This is a genomic window from Methylobacterium sp. J-030 (assembly GCF_022829545.1).
Lineage (GTDB): Bacteria > Pseudomonadota > Alphaproteobacteria > Rhizobiales > Beijerinckiaceae > Methylobacterium.
Map to the genome: position 1 here is coordinate 1 of NZ_JAKSYM010000057.1, position 14,071 is coordinate 14,071.

The following is a 14,071-nucleotide window of genomic DNA, read 5'->3' on the forward strand; positions in this document are numbered from 1 at the left end:
ATACACTCTTCCCTACCCTCATTCCATACCGGCACCACTTCCGATGTCACTGGGTTCTAGCAGGTGCCCGTCAACCAGCCCGCCCGGGTGGAGGTTGCCCTGACACTGCGACCGGTGGTCGAACACGCCGGCGTGGCTGGAGCGGAGCACGATGCCGGTCAGCGCGTAGCCCTTCTGCAGCAGGCGCTGGGCCAGGTACGCCCCGTCCTGGCCCGTCACCCCCGTGATCAGCGCGCGCTTGCCCGTCATAGCCCGTCCCGTCCCAACAGATGCCCGGCTGCTACGACTCGGGCGTCGGCCAAGTCAACCCGAGCAGCCGACGTGAGGCGCGGACCGTCGCGGCGGTCGGACCTGCGCGGGCTCTTACGGCGGATCGCAAGGGCCGGCGCGACAGTCGAGGCCGGTCCGGTATGCCGCACGGGGCGACGGGGCCGCTGTCGCGCATCCGGACGGCCGGGACACGAACAGGCGCGAGCCGCACGAAGGGCACGCCGACCTGGGGGCGCAGGCGCCGCGTCCCTGACCCTCCCGCGTGTCAGGCCTCAGAACCCGATCCCGGACGCGAGAGCGAGCAGGATGAAGCCGACATGTCCCGCGTTCGTGACGGCTCCGGAACAAGCCAGCGCTGCGAGCTCTGCGCGTGGGGTGAGGACGATCTCGATATCCTCCGTCGGCTCGGGCGAGGCGCGGCCGGGAGCAACGCCTTCCGCCAGAACGAGGTGAACGCGATTCGTGTAGCGGCCCGGATCGGGAGACAGGGATACGCGGTGTCGCGCGGTCCCACCCGAGAAACCGGTCTCCTCACTCAATTCGCGGATCGCCGCCTGTACGATATCGGTCTCCCCTTCGTCCATGATCCCGCCCGGGAGCTCGAGTGTGAGACCGGCGTAGCCGTGGCGATACTGACGCACGAGGATCGCCCGGTCGGATGCGTCGAATGCGAGCGTGTGGACGAAATCGCGGGACTCGACGAGGTAGTACGGTGCAATCTCTGCCCCGGACGGCGTGACGCAGTCGTCGGCGCGTATGCTGAGCCAGCGATCGCGCACGATATGCCGCGAGGCCGTGATCGCCCACGTCCCGTCGTTCATCCCGGGTGCGCTCATCTCTATCTCCGGCCGTGCAAGGTGCGATCGGTGCACGGCGTCGATCGCCGATCCGGCCGGCTGCGCGGTTCCACCCGCCGTCATCTCATCCGGTGGCCCGCCGCCATCCGTATCAGCCAGCCGCATCCAGAGCCTCCTCGTCACAGAGGATCTTCGAAGATCGGTTGAATTCCATGTGCAGCGCGGCGTCGCGATGAGCATCCGCCGGGGCGGCATTGGTCATGTAGTTGCGATTGAACACCCGCATGACATGCGCGACGCCCGACTCCGAGACCGAGCGGCGATCGGCCTCGAAATATGTCCCGCCGTTGACCCAACTGGTTATGATCTCGTAAGACGGAAAGTATTCAATTCTGTCATGATGTCTGCAGAGTTCGCCGGCCGCGGCGCGCAGCGCGGATTTGCTATACGTTGTCGATACCAGAACGTGCTGATCCTCGTATGTCGCGACCAGCGGCACTGGTGAAACCGTGAGCAGAATCCGGAGGTTGGGGTTTCGTTCTCGAATGAAGATGACGAACGCTTCCAGATCCCGCCTCACCTCCTCCGCAGTCATATTGGTGAAGCGATAGGCGGATGGATCCGGCGGCTGCGCGACGACTCCGGGAGCGATCGGGAACACCGCCCCGTCCACGGAGGATTCCCATATCTCCGTCAGGCCGACGGTGAAGATGAACAGGTCGCTTTCCTCGAACATCCGTCGCACGGCCGCGAAATGCTCCACCCGTGCGTCGACCACGGCCTGCTCCGAGCTATGACCTGAGATGTCGACCTGAGGTCGGAACGGATCGACGTAGCGGCCGTCCAGTCTCAGCCAAGCCGTGTCGCGCGGCTTGAACAAGCCGTAGGCGCGATGGGCGAGCTGGAGCAGCTGCCGGGCGCTGTAGATGTTGCCGAACCGGGCGCTGAAGAGATTGGCTTCATCCGCGCCGGGCTCGGTCACGTGATAGTTGAACCCGCGCTCGATGAGCGTTCGCGCGATATGCTGTGCGAAGCAGCTGCCGGCCGTGGCGATCCGGTCGCCGGGCGTCAGACGAAAGCCCGGCTTGATCACCGGATCGAGATCGGCGGGTGCTGCCTGCACGACGGCGCGGCGCCAGAACTGATAATCGGGTAGCTTCGCGTAGGGATTGGATCCGCGGCGGTGCGATGGAACGGTCAAGCGCTCAAGGTCGCGATATCGGTCCGCTTGGTCGATGAGGCGCTCGCAGCGGAGGTCGGACGGATTGTGGCCTCTGTAGCGCTCGAAGGAGCCGGTTACGAAGCGCTCGAGATCCAGGATCCGGCCGGGCGTGCCCGAGGTCTTGAATTCGTAGCTGCCGTCCAGGCCGAACCGGTCCGCGATGGTCGGATAGATCGGCCAGACGGGGCCGGTCAGCAGCGGATCGTTCAGGAAACGGTCGACTGCGCGAACCGCGGGCGCGAGCCCGACCGCATTAAGGACAGCTTCGGCGACGCGAGCCAGGGCCGGGAGAGACGGATGGTTGACGGCGTGACAGAATGGGGCGACGTCCTTCAACCCGTCCAACAAGGATTTCCCATCGAGATCGGCTTTGTTGAAATTTTCGATAAGATGAGCATCCGCGCTTGTGATATATTCGAGATATCCAAGGCGGTCGAAGACGTCTTCCCGGAACAGGCGGATCACCTGATCGACGCTCAGCCCGCGATGCCAGCCGTAGAGCGTAAGAGCGGAATTGTATTCATCCAGCGGACTGTCAATGAATTTGTTGTTTAACTGCGCGTAGACCAGATCCGGATGAAATCCGGCATAGTAGAAAGTCGGCCAGAGCCGGACGCGATCGGTTCTCCGCTCGGAGATGAATGCCCTGTCGTCCCGTAAGCCGGCGAACTCCGTCTGAAGGAGGACGAGATCGCTGATGGCGACCGTTTCGGTGCTCGATACGCCGAGGTGAACGCCGTGGATCTCGGCATCGGGCAACATGACGCGCAGGCATGCGGCGAGAACCGGCGCCTGGCAATTGCCGACGACGGTAATGCGCATGGTGAAGGCATCCGGCGGCCCCGTAACCTGGCCTCGGCCTTCTTGACGGCCATAGAGTTCGAAATGAACCCGTGGCGCGATACCCGAAGCCTTTACATCGGGATTGGCGGCCAAGTATCCTTCTGCATTGAAATTCTCGTTCGTGGCTAGTTCAACGTTAGTGACTGTCTTCATGGTCAAAGATTGCCACCGGTGGCAGATTGAGAAAGCCTCGATTTTGCATAGGACGACCGGTGAGGGAGCTCGAATTTGCGGGGCTCGGCCTCATCGTGCATCGGCAGCACCGATAAAGCCGACGGCCCCCGAAAGTAAGCCTTGACGGCGCGATTTGAGCGTCGCTCCCATACATCGGCGACGTGGGCGATACAACGCATAAGTGGTGGCGAGCCGGTGGGGTCGGGTTATAGTACGCGTACCGAAGACCCGCTCCGGGAAGGCCTCGGTTCATCGAGTCCGGATGCGCGGATGGGATGGTGCGGGATCGTCTCCGCCGGGATGGCTACGGATAGACCAAATCCGTCCCCTGGCTCGTCCGGACTGACCGGGGCCTGATGGGGTGGTTCCTGCCCGCGGGGTTGCTGCGCCGCGCGGCGTCGTTCGGAATGCGAAGCGTCGCCGCGTTGACCACCGGGCCGGATGCGAGCCGACCCGTGTGATGCGCGTGCTCGACACCCCGACCGGTGCAGCCCCCGGCTACAGGGCGGCGGGCAGGGGATCGCGGCCCTGACCTCAGCCGTCGAGGCCGAGCATCAGCCCGAGATTCTGCACCGCGGCCCCGGAGGCCCCCTTTCCGAGATTGTCGAGGCGCGCCACCAGCACCGCCTGCCCGTGCTCGGACGAGCCGAACACCCGCAGTTCCAGCCTGTCGGTGTCGTTGAGATCCTCCGGCTCGATCTTTTCGCGGTGCGCACCCGTCGCGGCGCCCGGCACGACCTGAACCAGCGGCTGGTCGGCGTACCAGTCGCGGAGCGCCGCCTCCAGGTCGGCGGCCTCCGGCTTGCCCGGCAGCGCGTCGAGGTGGAGGGGCACGCTCACCAGCATGCCCTGCCGGAAATTACCCACGGACGGCACGAAGATCGGCCGGCGGGTGAGCCCGCCGTAGCGCTGCAATTCCGGCACGTGCTTGTGGGCGAAGCCCAGTCCGTAGAGCAGGAACGGTGGCGCCGTGCCCTGCTCGTAGGCCTCGATCATGCTCTTGCCGCCGCCGCTATAGCCGCTGACCGCGTTGACGCTGATCGGATGGTCGGCCGGGATCAGGCTACTCTCCACCAGAGGGCGCAGCAGCGCGATGCCCCCGGTCGGGTAGCAGCCGGGATTGGCCACCCGCCGGGCCCGGGCGATGGCGGCGCCCTGCGCCCGGGTCATCTCCGGGAAGCCGTAGGTCCAGCCCTCGGCGACGCGGTGGGCCGTGCTGGCGTCGAGCACCCGCGGGCCACCGCCGGGCAGGGTGTCGGCAAGCGCCACTGTCTCCCTGGCGGCCTCGTCCGGCAGGCAGAGCACGACGAGGTCGACTTCGGCGAGCAGCGCCCGCTTGGCGTCCGGGTCCTTCCGGTGCTCGGGCGCGATGCTGCGCAGGGTGACCTGCCCGTCGCGCTCCAGGCGCTCGCGGATGCCGAGACCGGTGGTGCCGGCCTCGCCGTCGATGAACACGGTGGGCTTTCTCGCGCCGTCGCCAGCCATCGTCCGTCTCGCTCTTGAAAGAGTCCCATGTGCCGCCCGAGTCGGGCCGGGCTGTTCAGGTGATCGCAGTGCAGCATCGTGTCAACGGCCGCGCCGGGCTTTGGAGCCTCGTCCCGGAAGCCGAAATCGGCACGATGCTCCAAATCAGTGCGTGTGCGTCACCGTTTTCCGAAAGCCGGTGGCCACCTTTCGGGATGAAGCTCCGGAAACGCGAAAGGGCGGCCCCCGCAGGAACCGCCCTCCCCGTGACACCGGTATGACCGGATGTCTTAACGCTTGGAGAACTGGAAGCTGCGGCGGGCCTTCTTGCGGCCGTACTTCTTGCGCTCGACCACGCGGGCGTCGCGGGTGAGGAAGCCCTCGCGCTTGAGCGGCGCGCGCAGCTCCGGCTCGTAGTAGGTCAGGGCCTTCGACAGGCCGTGGCGCACCGCGCCGGCCTGGCCGGAAAGGCCGCCACCCGCCACCGTGACGGTGATGTCGTACTGGTCGACGCGGCCCGCGATCTCCAGCGGCTGGCGCAGGATCATGCGCAGCACCGGACGGGCGAAGTAGGTCTCGACCGGGCGCTTGTTGATCGTGACCGTGCCGTTGCCGGGCTTGATCCAGACGCGGGCGACCGCGTCCTTGCGCTTGCCGGTGGCGTAGGCGCGGCCCTGCGCGTCCAGCTTCTGGACGTGGACGGGGGCCTCGTTGGCGGAATCGTCCGCGCCGGTATTCGCCCGGTTGAGGTCGGCGAGGGACTGCAGGGTCGCCATGATCAAGCGCTCACGTTCTTGCGGTTGAGGGCGCCGACGTCGAGCGCCTGCGGCTGCTGGGCTTCATGCGGGTGTGCGGCGCCCTTGTAGACGCGCAGGTTGCCGAGGATCTGCCGGAAGAGCGGGCCGCGGGGCAGCATGCGCTCGACGGCCTTCTCGACCACGCGCTCGGGGAAGCGCCCTTCGAGGATGAACTTGGCCGTGCGCTCCTTGATCCCGCCCGGATAGCCGGTGTGGTAGTAGTAGCGCTTCTGGACGTACTTGCGGCCGGTGAACTTCACCTTGTCGGCGTTGACGACGATGACGTTGTCGCCGCAATCGACGTGGGGCGTGTAGGCGGCCTTGTGCTTGCCGCGCAGGCGCATCGCCACGATCGAGGCGAGACGGCCGACGACGAGGCCCTCCGCGTCGATCACGATCCACTTCTTGTCGACCTCGGCGGGCTTCAGCGAGGTGGTCTTCATAGCCAAATCCCAGGGGTTCCGACGGATCCGGCCCCGACTGGCGGGACCGTCAGGCATCGGGGTGCCGAAAAAGGAGCCGCCGCGTGGGGGACACGCGGCGGCGGTGGCGGGTGCATAGCCGGACCCGCATGCCGGGTCAACACGGGAATGAGTTTTTCCGGAAAACTCAATTTCGCGAGCCGGTTAGCAGATGCGGTATCGGAGTACCGCAATCACTCGCTGCGCCGGCCTCGTTCGGCGATGGTGAGCTTCTGGACCCCCTTGCCGGCGAGCACGGGCTTCTTCGCGCTGAGGATGCGGGAATTCACCCCCGTCCAGCCGATCTCGCCCGAGAGCCGGCCGTACTCGATCTTGGGGCAGCGGTTCATGATCACGGTGAGGCCCCGCGCCTCGGCCCGGGCGGCGGCCGCGTCGTCGCGGACGCCGAGCTGCATCCAGATGACTTTCGGCAGCGGCGACAGGGCCAGCGCCTCGTCGACCAAAGGTCCGGCGGCGGCCGAATTGCGGAAGATCTCGACCATGTCGATCGGCTGTTCGCTCGAGGAGGCCTGCACCTCGGCGAGGCTCGCCGCGACCCGGCGCCCGAGCAGATCCTGGCCGGCGAGGCCGGGATTGACCGGCGTCACCGCGTAGCCCCGGTCGAGCAGGTATTTGAGTACGATCCAGCTCGGACGGGCGGGGTTCGCCGAGGCGCCGACCAGCGCGATCGTGCGCGTGTCGTTCAGGATCGCGCGGATCCGCGCGTCGGGGTAGCGCGCGTGCCGGTCTACCGCGCCGGGTTCGTCGCCTGTCGCCTGCATGGCCTGCCTCCTCAGCTGCGCGGACCCTGCTACAGCCGCCAGACCTCGAAGCCCAGGCGCTCGAAGGTCGCCCGCGGGTGGAGCGCCTTCACGTCCACCACCAGCCCCCCGGGCCGCAGCCGCGCGGCGAGCGCCTCCGGACCCAGCCGGGCGTACTCCCGATGCGGGACGGCGATCACCACCGCATCCGCCGCGCCGGGCAGGTCGTCCCAGTCGAGAAGCGCGATCCCGTAGGTGGCCCGGGCCTCCGCGGCGCTGGCGCGGGGATCGTGGACCGCGACGGTGCAGCCGAATTCCTCCAGCTCCCGGATAAGGTCGGCGACCTTGGAGTTGCGCAGATCCGAGCAATTCTCCTTGAAGGTCAGGCCGAGCACGATCACCCGCCCCCCGCCCGGGCCCCCTCCCCCGCGGACGATCCGCTTGACCGTCCCGCGGGCGACGTGGGCGGCCATGCTGTCGTTGATGCGCCGCCCGGCCAGGATCACCTGCGGGTGGTAGCCGATCATCGCGGCCTTGTGGGTGAGGTAGTAGGGATCGACGCCGATGCAGTGGCCGCCGACGAGGCCGGGGCGGAACGACAGGAAGTTCCACTTCGTCCCGGCCGCTTCGAGCACCTCCAGCGTGTCGAGGCCGAGCTTGTCGAAGATCAGCGACAGCTCGTTCATCAGCGCGATGTTCAGGTCGCGCTGGGTGTTCTCGATCACCTTGGCGGCCTCCGCGACCCGGATCGACCCGGCGGCGTGGATCCCCGCCTCGATGATCGAGCCGTAGAGGGCGCCGAGCCGCGTCAGGGTCTCGGGGGTGTCGCCCGAGACGATCTTCACCACCCGGGCGAGGCCGTGCTCCCGGTCGCCCGGGTTGATCCGCTCCGGGGAGTAGCCGACGAAGAAATCCGCCTTCCAGCGCAGGCCGGAGGATTGCTCCAGCACGGGGATGCAGATCTCCTCGGTGGCGCCGGGATAGACGGTGGATTCGAACACCACGGTCGCCCCGGGGCGCATGTGATGTCCGACCAAAGCGGCCGCCTGGATCAGCAGGTCGAAATCCGGCCGCTGGGCCGCATCGACCGGGGTCGGGACCGTGACGATGATGATGTCGGCCGCCGACAGGGCGGCGGGATCGTCGGTGAGCGTGAGGTGCCGGGCGGCGTCGAACGAGGCCGCGTCGACCTCCCCCGCGGGGTCGTGCCCGGCGCGGTAGGCCGCCACCTTGTCGGCGGAGTGCTCGTAGCCGATCGTGGTCCGCGTCCGGCCGAAGGCCAGGGCCAGGGGAAGCCCGACATAGCCCAGGCCGACGACTGCCACGCTCTCCGCCACGCCGCATTCCTCAACGGCCGTCGAGGCGCCGATCGCCGCGTCGTCCGCCGGGCGCGTATAGGGGGGCTACGGGGCCGCGTCGATCCGAATCACGAAACGGGGCGGCCGCCCCTTCAGCCCTCCGTCTCGGCAGGATCATCCCATTCGATCCGACGCGGCCGGATCGCCGGCACGGACACCGCGATACCGATCCGGACCGCCGTACCGACGATGGCGATCACGGCGCAGACGAGGAGGAGGGTGTCGAGCACGGTGCTCAGATCAGGGATCGGCCAGCACGGTGATGCCGGGCGGCGCGCTGGCGGGCGCGCGTGTTGTGGAGGCGCCGCATCTGCTCTTGGATCCGGAGATCCTCGTGCAGCGGATGAATGGCCGTCGCGGACGGGAGAGGCACTTCCGAGCGGTCTTCACCCTGGGGATGGACTGATTTCATGGCCGCCCTCCTCAGTAGTCTCTACGCATGAGCTTAGCCATTTGCAGATCAATTGCAACCCGGCCGGCACCAATAGGGCGGGCGTGCAGCCAAACCGGTTGTCCGCAGCCTTCCTCGAAGCGGCCGACAGGGCGAAGGCCAGGGTCTGACGTTCGTGCCCGCAAGCCGGATGCCGCATCGAATTCCTAAGACGATGCGCCGGCTGCCGACATCACGCCTGATCACGCTGCGAACGGACGCGCACCCAACCCTTCGTTTTGCTGTGCCCCCGCGCGCCGAACCGGCATCCCCATTGGCGGATCGCGCGCGATCAAGGACGCAGGGGATCCCCCCTGGTCCGGTGCCTGCCGATTGCGGTCATGCCGAGGGAAACTCGGGCCGAAGCCTGTTTTGGACCGAAATGCTAAGCTGTATGCTGTCGGAAAATCTGCTCGTTAACCAATTCTTAACATTCTGATCCTACGCCCACGCCAAGGGCCGACCACTGGGGTCCGCCCCGTCAGTCGGGCGAGTTTCCGATGCTCTTCCTTGTCGCGGCAGCACTCGGCGGCGGCGTGGCGACGGCCGCCCTGCTGGGGCCGATCAGTCCGCTCGCCGCGCTGATCACCGCACCCTTCGTGGCCAGTGCCGGGGCCGTTCTGGCCAGTTTCCTGATGGCGTGGCGCAGCAGCCGCAGCGGGCGGGAGACGCCGATCCTCGACGCGCAGACCGACGCGATGGTGGCGGCCCTTCGGACCTTGGCCGAGCAGGCTAGCCCCGCCGCTCCGGCCCCCCAGACCGCTGCCGACCGTCACCGGGTCGCCTGAAGCCCGGTCACGAGGCTGCGGCGGACGCCGTCCGTGCCCCGTGGCTCGGCATGCGGGTGCCCACCGCGCGGACGGAGGCAGCGCGCGCCATCAGGCGTTCGGCCAGGGCGCTGCCCGGATGGCGGCAGGCGAGCGCGCGGGCCGTATCCTCCATCGTCTCGGGCTCCAGGCCCCATTGGAGCTGCTCTTCCGCGGCGGTGAGCAACCTCCAGAACGGGATGACTTCGTCCGACATTGGCACAGTTCCCCGGGCGACTGACGTGACGCCGGGTTCATTGCAAAGATCGGGGCCCACGCGGGCCGTCCGACCGCGGGCAGACGCCCGCCGGACCCGGGCGATCGCAGCGCGCAGGCCGGCGCATGTCAGGACGCCAACGCGAACGTCGCGCCCGCGAAGCCGAGGCCGGCCAGGAACAGGCTCCCGCCCATCACCTCGAGGATCGCGCGGTAGCGCCGGGACCGCAGGGATCCGGCCGCCATGCAGGTGCCGACGACGACACAGAATACGCCCAGCGACATCATGGTAGCTCCGTAGTTGCCCGCACCTTGACAATTACGGCTGTGGCGATGCCGGGTTCCGGCGTGCGAAGGTTGTCGACGGATTAATCCATCCGCCTCGCGGCTTCCGACCGGCTGGTCAACCGACGCGCAGCAGGCCGGCGACATCGCGCATCGTCCCGACCGTCTCGATCCCGAGGACGGCCTCGATCAGCCGGGCGGTCTGCTCCGCGCCGAGGACGGGCGCCATCAGATCGCGGCTCTTGGCGACCACCTCCGCGCGCGGCATCGGGTTGTCGGCGGTGCCGCGGACCGCCAGCACCGTGTCGGTCAGCACCGTCCCGTCGGCCAGCGCGATCTCCACGATCGCGGCGCGGGCCGGTTCGAGCCGCTCCAGTTCGTCGCTGGGGATCAGCCGCACCTTGGCGCGCAGGCGCAGGACCGCCGGATCCGCCATGCGGTCCCTGTCGTGCGCCGCCTGGAACGAGGCGGTGCCGTCGAGCAGCATGATCGCCACCATGTGCTGGAGGCAGATGTCGGGCATGTCGCGGTTGTCGACCACCCGCGCCTCGGTGTGGGCCACGCGGACGGTGACCGACTGGATCGCCCCGGGATCGACGGGCCGCCGCTTGAGGATGTTGCTCAAGGCGTCGAGCGGCGCCTGGATCGGGGAGCCCACCGTCCATTTCTTGATGTTGGTGCGGGCGATCTCGTAGCGCGCGCCGAGGCCGGCCGTCAGCTCATCGAGATGCGCATCGGGCGCGTAGGCGAGGAAGAAGTTGTCGGCACCGGAAAAGATGTCGTCGATGCCGGTGCATCCGGCCTTGACCATCAGCGCCGCCGTCAGGCCGCTGCGCGCGGGCATGCCGGCGAACACGAAAGACTTCTCGATGTGCTGCGTGTCGCGCGTCCAGGCGCCGATCCCGGAGGATTGCTGGGCCGCGTAATCGAGCACCCAGCGCATCTGCTGCGCGTCGAGCCCCGCCGCGCAGGCGGAGGCCGCCGCGGCCCCGAAGGCGCCCGCGATGGCGTGCGTGCTCTTGTGGCTGGTGTTGCGGAAGGGGATCGCATCGAAGCTGAGGGTGACGCGCGGGCCGACGTCGTAGCCCAGCGTCACGGCGCGCAGGAAGCGCGTGCCGTCGATCCCGAACTTCTCGGCCGCCGCGAGCGCCGCCGGCACGATCGGCGCGCCCGGATGCGACTGCGAGAACTCGTTCGAATCGTCGGTCTCGTCCGAATGCGCCAGCATGCCGTTGACCAGCGCCGCCACCAGGGGATCGGCCGTGACCTTCGCGGCGGCGAGCGTCGCAGCGCCGGAGCCGCCGTAGGAGGTCGCGAAGCTGTAGGCGGCCTTGGCCGGCGGCAGGCCGGAACCCGACACCATGGCGGCGAAGGTGTCGAGGATGTGGTGCTTGGCCGCCTCGACGACCGCGTCCGGGAGCGCCCGGTCCCCGGCCTCGGCCATGTAGGCGCTGAGCTTCGCCATGACGGGGCTGATCGCGCCGTTGACAGGCCCTTGAGCCGCCAGGGCGCGCAGCGGCACCGTCCCCAGGACGGCCGCAGCGCCGGCGCCGCGCAGCAGGGCTCGGCGGCTCGTGCGCATCGGATTGCCTCTCGGTGACATCGGTGCTCCGGACGGTTCGTGCCGCGCGCGGTTCAGGCGGGCTGCTGGGGGATCGGCGAGGGGACGGGCTCGCCCGCGAAGAAGGCGCCGAGGTTGGCCACGACTTGACCGATCGTCGCCTCCAGGGTCTCCGGCGAGCGCCCGGCGATGTGGGGCGACAGCACGACGTTCGGCAGCGCGCAGAGGGAGGCCGGCACCGCGGGCTCGCCCTCGATCACGTCGAGCGCCGCCCCGGCGAGGCGGCCCGCCCCCAGGGCTTCGATCAGGGCGTCGGTGTCCACGACCGAGCCGCGCCCGACATTGACGAGGAAGCCGTCAGGACCGAGGGCGTCGAGGGCCGCGCGGCCGACGCAGTGGCGGGTCGCGGCGCCCCCCGGCAGCGCCACGAACAGCACGTCCGCCCAGGCGCAGAGATCGCCGAGGCTCGGCGCGTAGTCCCAGGGGACATCCGGGACGGGCCGGCGGTTGTGGTAGCGCACCGCCATGTCGAAGCCGGCGCAGCGCCGAGCGATGCGGCTGCCGATCCCGCCAAGCCCCAGGATGCCGGCGCGCTTGCCCTGCGCGCCCGGCCGGGCCGTCCCGCCCTCCCGCCAGCGGCCCGCCCGGACGGCGGCATCGAAGCGCGGGATGTCGCGCAGCACCGCCAGGAACAGGCCGAGCGCGTGATCGGCGACGCAGGCCGCGTTGGTGCCCGTGCCGTGCGTGACGACGATCCCGCGCGCCCGGGCGGCCGGCAGATCGACGCCCTCGTAGCCCACGCCCTGCGCGCAGATGATCCCGAGCTTCGGCAGCGCGTCGATCAGGGCGGCGGGGATCGGCGTCGTGCCGTTCGTCACGATGGCGCGGATGCCTCCGCCGACCTGCGCGGCGACCGCCGCGCGGGCCTCGGGCGTGACGGCTTGGTGCACGGTGAAGCGCGCCCGCAGGCGGTCGAGGGCGAAGGGCGCGAGGTCGATCGCCAGGAGCACGTCCGGCTTCAGCCCGTCCGCTTCGCCGAGGCTCGGCGACCGACCGTTCATGCGCGTTTCCTCCTCGGACATTCAGGTCTGCGGCCCGGCCGGGATCCGATGCAGCCGATCGGGTCCGAGCTCGGACAGGGCGTTCACGCCGAGCAGGCCCATGTTGCGCACGACCTCGTCCTTCAGGATCGCGGTCGCGCGCTCGACCTCGGGCCGGCCGCCCACCGCGGCCGCGTAGAGGAACGGCCGCCCGACGAACACGAAGGCGGCCCCCAGCGCCAGCGCCTTGAGCACGTCCGTGCCGCGGCGGAAGCCGCTGTCGATCATCACCGGGATCGTGCCGCCGAGCGCCGCGACGACCGCCGGCAGGGTCCGGAGCGGCGAGACCGTCGCGTCGAGCTGCCGGCCGCCGTGGTTCGACAGGATCACCCCGTCTACCCCGAGATCCCGGGCGGTGACGGCATCGGCCGCCGCCATGATCCCCTTGACGACGAGCCGGCCGCGCCAGCGATCCCGCACCAGCCGCAGGTGATCCCAGCACAGGTGATCGCGGTTGCCGAAATCCCGTAGCACCGAGGCCGACAGGATCGGCGCCCCCCGGACCGCGTAGGAATTCTCGAAATGCGGCATGCCGTGTCGCGCCAGCGTGCGCAGGAACGTGCCCACGGTCCAAAGCGGGCGCGAGAGCCCGTCGAGGGCCAGCCGCGGGCTCGGCCGGAGCGGGGTCGAGAAGCCGGTGCGGGTGATGTTCTCGCGGTTGCCGGAGATCACGGTGTCGACGGTCACGACCAGCGTGCCGAAGCCCGCTCTTGCCACCCGATCGACCAGGGCGGCGATCCGGTCGGGCTCGGCGGGCAGGTAGGCCTGGAACCACGCGTCCGGATTGTGCGGGATCACGTCCTCCATGCGGATCAGGGAGGATCCGCTCATGATCATCGGCACCCGTGCCGCCCGCGCGGCCGCGGCCAGCACGATGTCGCCGCGATAGGCGGCGAGCGCGCTCAGACCCATCGGGGCGATCCCGAACGGCGCGGCATAATCCCGGCCGAGCAGCGTCGCGGCGGCCGTGCGCGCCCCGACCCCGACGAGGACCCGCGGCACGAACCCGTAGGCGCGCAGCGCCTGCCGGTTGTCGTCGAGGGCCGCGTTGGTCTCCGCCGCGCCCGCGATGTAGCCGAAGACCGGCCGCGGCAGGTGCCGCCGCGCCGCCGCCTCGTAATCCGCCAGGGCCAGGGCGACGGGCTTGCCGCGGCGGCGCGCGCCCGCGGCGGTCTCGGTCGCCGCCGTGCCGGGGACGGCCTCGGTGTGGCCGGGCAGTTTCTGGGCGCCTGACGCCATCGATCTCCCGTTCGGTCGTGGGACCGGTGTCCCGGCGCCCGGAAGACGGCGGAGTCCCAGCGCGGTGTTTCACATGTGTGTAAGATTGGCTGCTCGCTGTCCATAGGTGCCGCGGCCTTGAACAGGTTGCGGCGCCCGCCCTTGACGACAAAGCGCGACGAAGTTCCACTCCTCTCGGCGGTCTACGAGCTGCGTCACCGCGTGCTGACCGGCGGCGTGTCGGAATCGAAGGCTCGAGCCGTCCAGGCGATTCGGTGCGCGATCATCGAATTTTCATATCCGTGCAT

Annotated in this window: 15 protein-coding genes; 1 reads left to right on the forward strand and 14 read right to left on the reverse strand. The window is 69.1% G+C overall.

The annotated features are described in order from the left end of the window. Positions 1-18: 18 nt before the first annotated feature. From MKK75_RS02450 to MKK75_RS02490, 9 genes are all read right to left on the reverse strand, one after another. The gene (locus tag MKK75_RS02450; protein WP_409567509.1) at positions 19-249 is read right to left on the reverse strand and encodes a GDP-mannose 4,6-dehydratase; all 231 of its coding nucleotides are present in this window, start codon (positions 247-249) and stop codon (positions 19-21) included. A gap of 293 nt (positions 250-542) precedes the next feature. Continuing rightward, positions 543-1,232 carry an NUDIX hydrolase gene (locus MKK75_RS02455; protein ID WP_244041043.1) on the reverse strand — a complete coding sequence of 230 codons (690 nt, stop codon included), beginning with the start codon at positions 1,230-1,232 and terminating at the stop codon, positions 543-545. Then, positions 1,219-3,225, reverse strand: coding sequence for a GSCFA domain-containing protein (locus MKK75_RS02460; RefSeq protein ID WP_244041044.1), 2,007 nt, complete (start codon positions 3,223-3,225; stop codon positions 1,219-1,221). Before MKK75_RS02460 ends, MKK75_RS02455 begins: the two co-directional genes overlap by 14 nt. A 615-nt stretch (positions 3,226-3,840) precedes the next feature. After that, entirely contained in the window at positions 3,841-4,791 is a 951-nt protein-coding gene (gene argC / locus MKK75_RS02465; RefSeq protein ID WP_244041045.1) for an N-acetyl-gamma-glutamyl-phosphate reductase, read from the reverse strand. Positions 4,792-5,060: 269 nt separating this feature from the next. Continuing rightward, complete coding sequence (rpsI, locus tag MKK75_RS02470) at positions 5,061-5,546, reverse strand: 30S ribosomal protein S9 (RefSeq protein ID WP_244041046.1); 486 nt, start codon at positions 5,544-5,546, stop codon at positions 5,061-5,063. Positions 5,547-5,548: 2 nt separating this feature from the next. Beyond that, on the reverse strand, positions 5,549-6,010 hold the full coding sequence (rplM, locus tag MKK75_RS02475; RefSeq protein ID WP_244041047.1) for a 50S ribosomal protein L13: 462 nt from the start codon (positions 6,008-6,010) through the stop codon (positions 5,549-5,551). Positions 6,011-6,222: 212 nt separating this feature from the next. Continuing rightward, positions 6,223-6,810, reverse strand: a complete 588-nt coding sequence (locus MKK75_RS02480) for a CoA-binding protein (protein WP_244041048.1) — start codon at positions 6,808-6,810, stop codon at positions 6,223-6,225. 29 nt (positions 6,811-6,839) lie between these two features. Then, on the reverse strand, positions 6,840-8,126 hold the full coding sequence (locus tag MKK75_RS02485) for a nucleotide sugar dehydrogenase (RefSeq protein WP_244041049.1): 1,287 nt from the start codon (positions 8,124-8,126) through the stop codon (positions 6,840-6,842). Between the two features lie 113 nt (positions 8,127-8,239). Then, entirely contained in the window at positions 8,240-8,377 is a 138-nt protein-coding gene (locus MKK75_RS02490; RefSeq protein ID WP_244041050.1) for a hypothetical protein, read from the reverse strand. Between the two features lie 700 nt (positions 8,378-9,077). Here MKK75_RS02490 and MKK75_RS02495 point away from each other — a divergent pair. Continuing rightward, positions 9,078-9,365, forward strand: coding sequence for a hypothetical protein (locus MKK75_RS02495; protein ID WP_244041051.1), 288 nt, complete (start codon positions 9,078-9,080; stop codon positions 9,363-9,365). Positions 9,366-9,372: 7 nt separating this feature from the next. On the opposite strand, the gene MKK75_RS02500 is transcribed toward MKK75_RS02495, so the two are convergent. The 5 genes from MKK75_RS02500 to MKK75_RS02520 form a co-directional block, all read right to left on the reverse strand. Then, entirely contained in the window at positions 9,373-9,600 is a 228-nt protein-coding gene (locus MKK75_RS02500) for a hypothetical protein (protein ID WP_244041052.1), read from the reverse strand. A gap of 128 nt (positions 9,601-9,728) precedes the next feature. Continuing rightward, positions 9,729-9,887 carry a hypothetical protein gene (locus MKK75_RS02505; protein ID WP_244041053.1) on the reverse strand — a complete coding sequence of 53 codons (159 nt, stop codon included), beginning with the start codon at positions 9,885-9,887 and terminating at the stop codon, positions 9,729-9,731. 115 nt (positions 9,888-10,002) lie between these two features. Continuing rightward, on the reverse strand, positions 10,003-11,466 hold the full coding sequence (locus tag MKK75_RS02510) for an MmgE/PrpD family protein (RefSeq protein ID WP_244041054.1): 1,464 nt from the start codon (positions 11,464-11,466) through the stop codon (positions 10,003-10,005). 53 nt (positions 11,467-11,519) lie between these two features. Beyond that, the gene (locus MKK75_RS02515) at positions 11,520-12,506 is read right to left on the reverse strand and encodes a 2-hydroxyacid dehydrogenase (RefSeq protein ID WP_244041055.1); all 987 of its coding nucleotides are present in this window, start codon (positions 12,504-12,506) and stop codon (positions 11,520-11,522) included. A gap of 21 nt (positions 12,507-12,527) precedes the next feature. Then, entirely contained in the window at positions 12,528-13,784 is a 1,257-nt protein-coding gene (locus tag MKK75_RS02520; protein WP_244041056.1) for an alpha-hydroxy acid oxidase, read from the reverse strand. Positions 13,785-14,071: the final 287 nt, after the last annotated feature.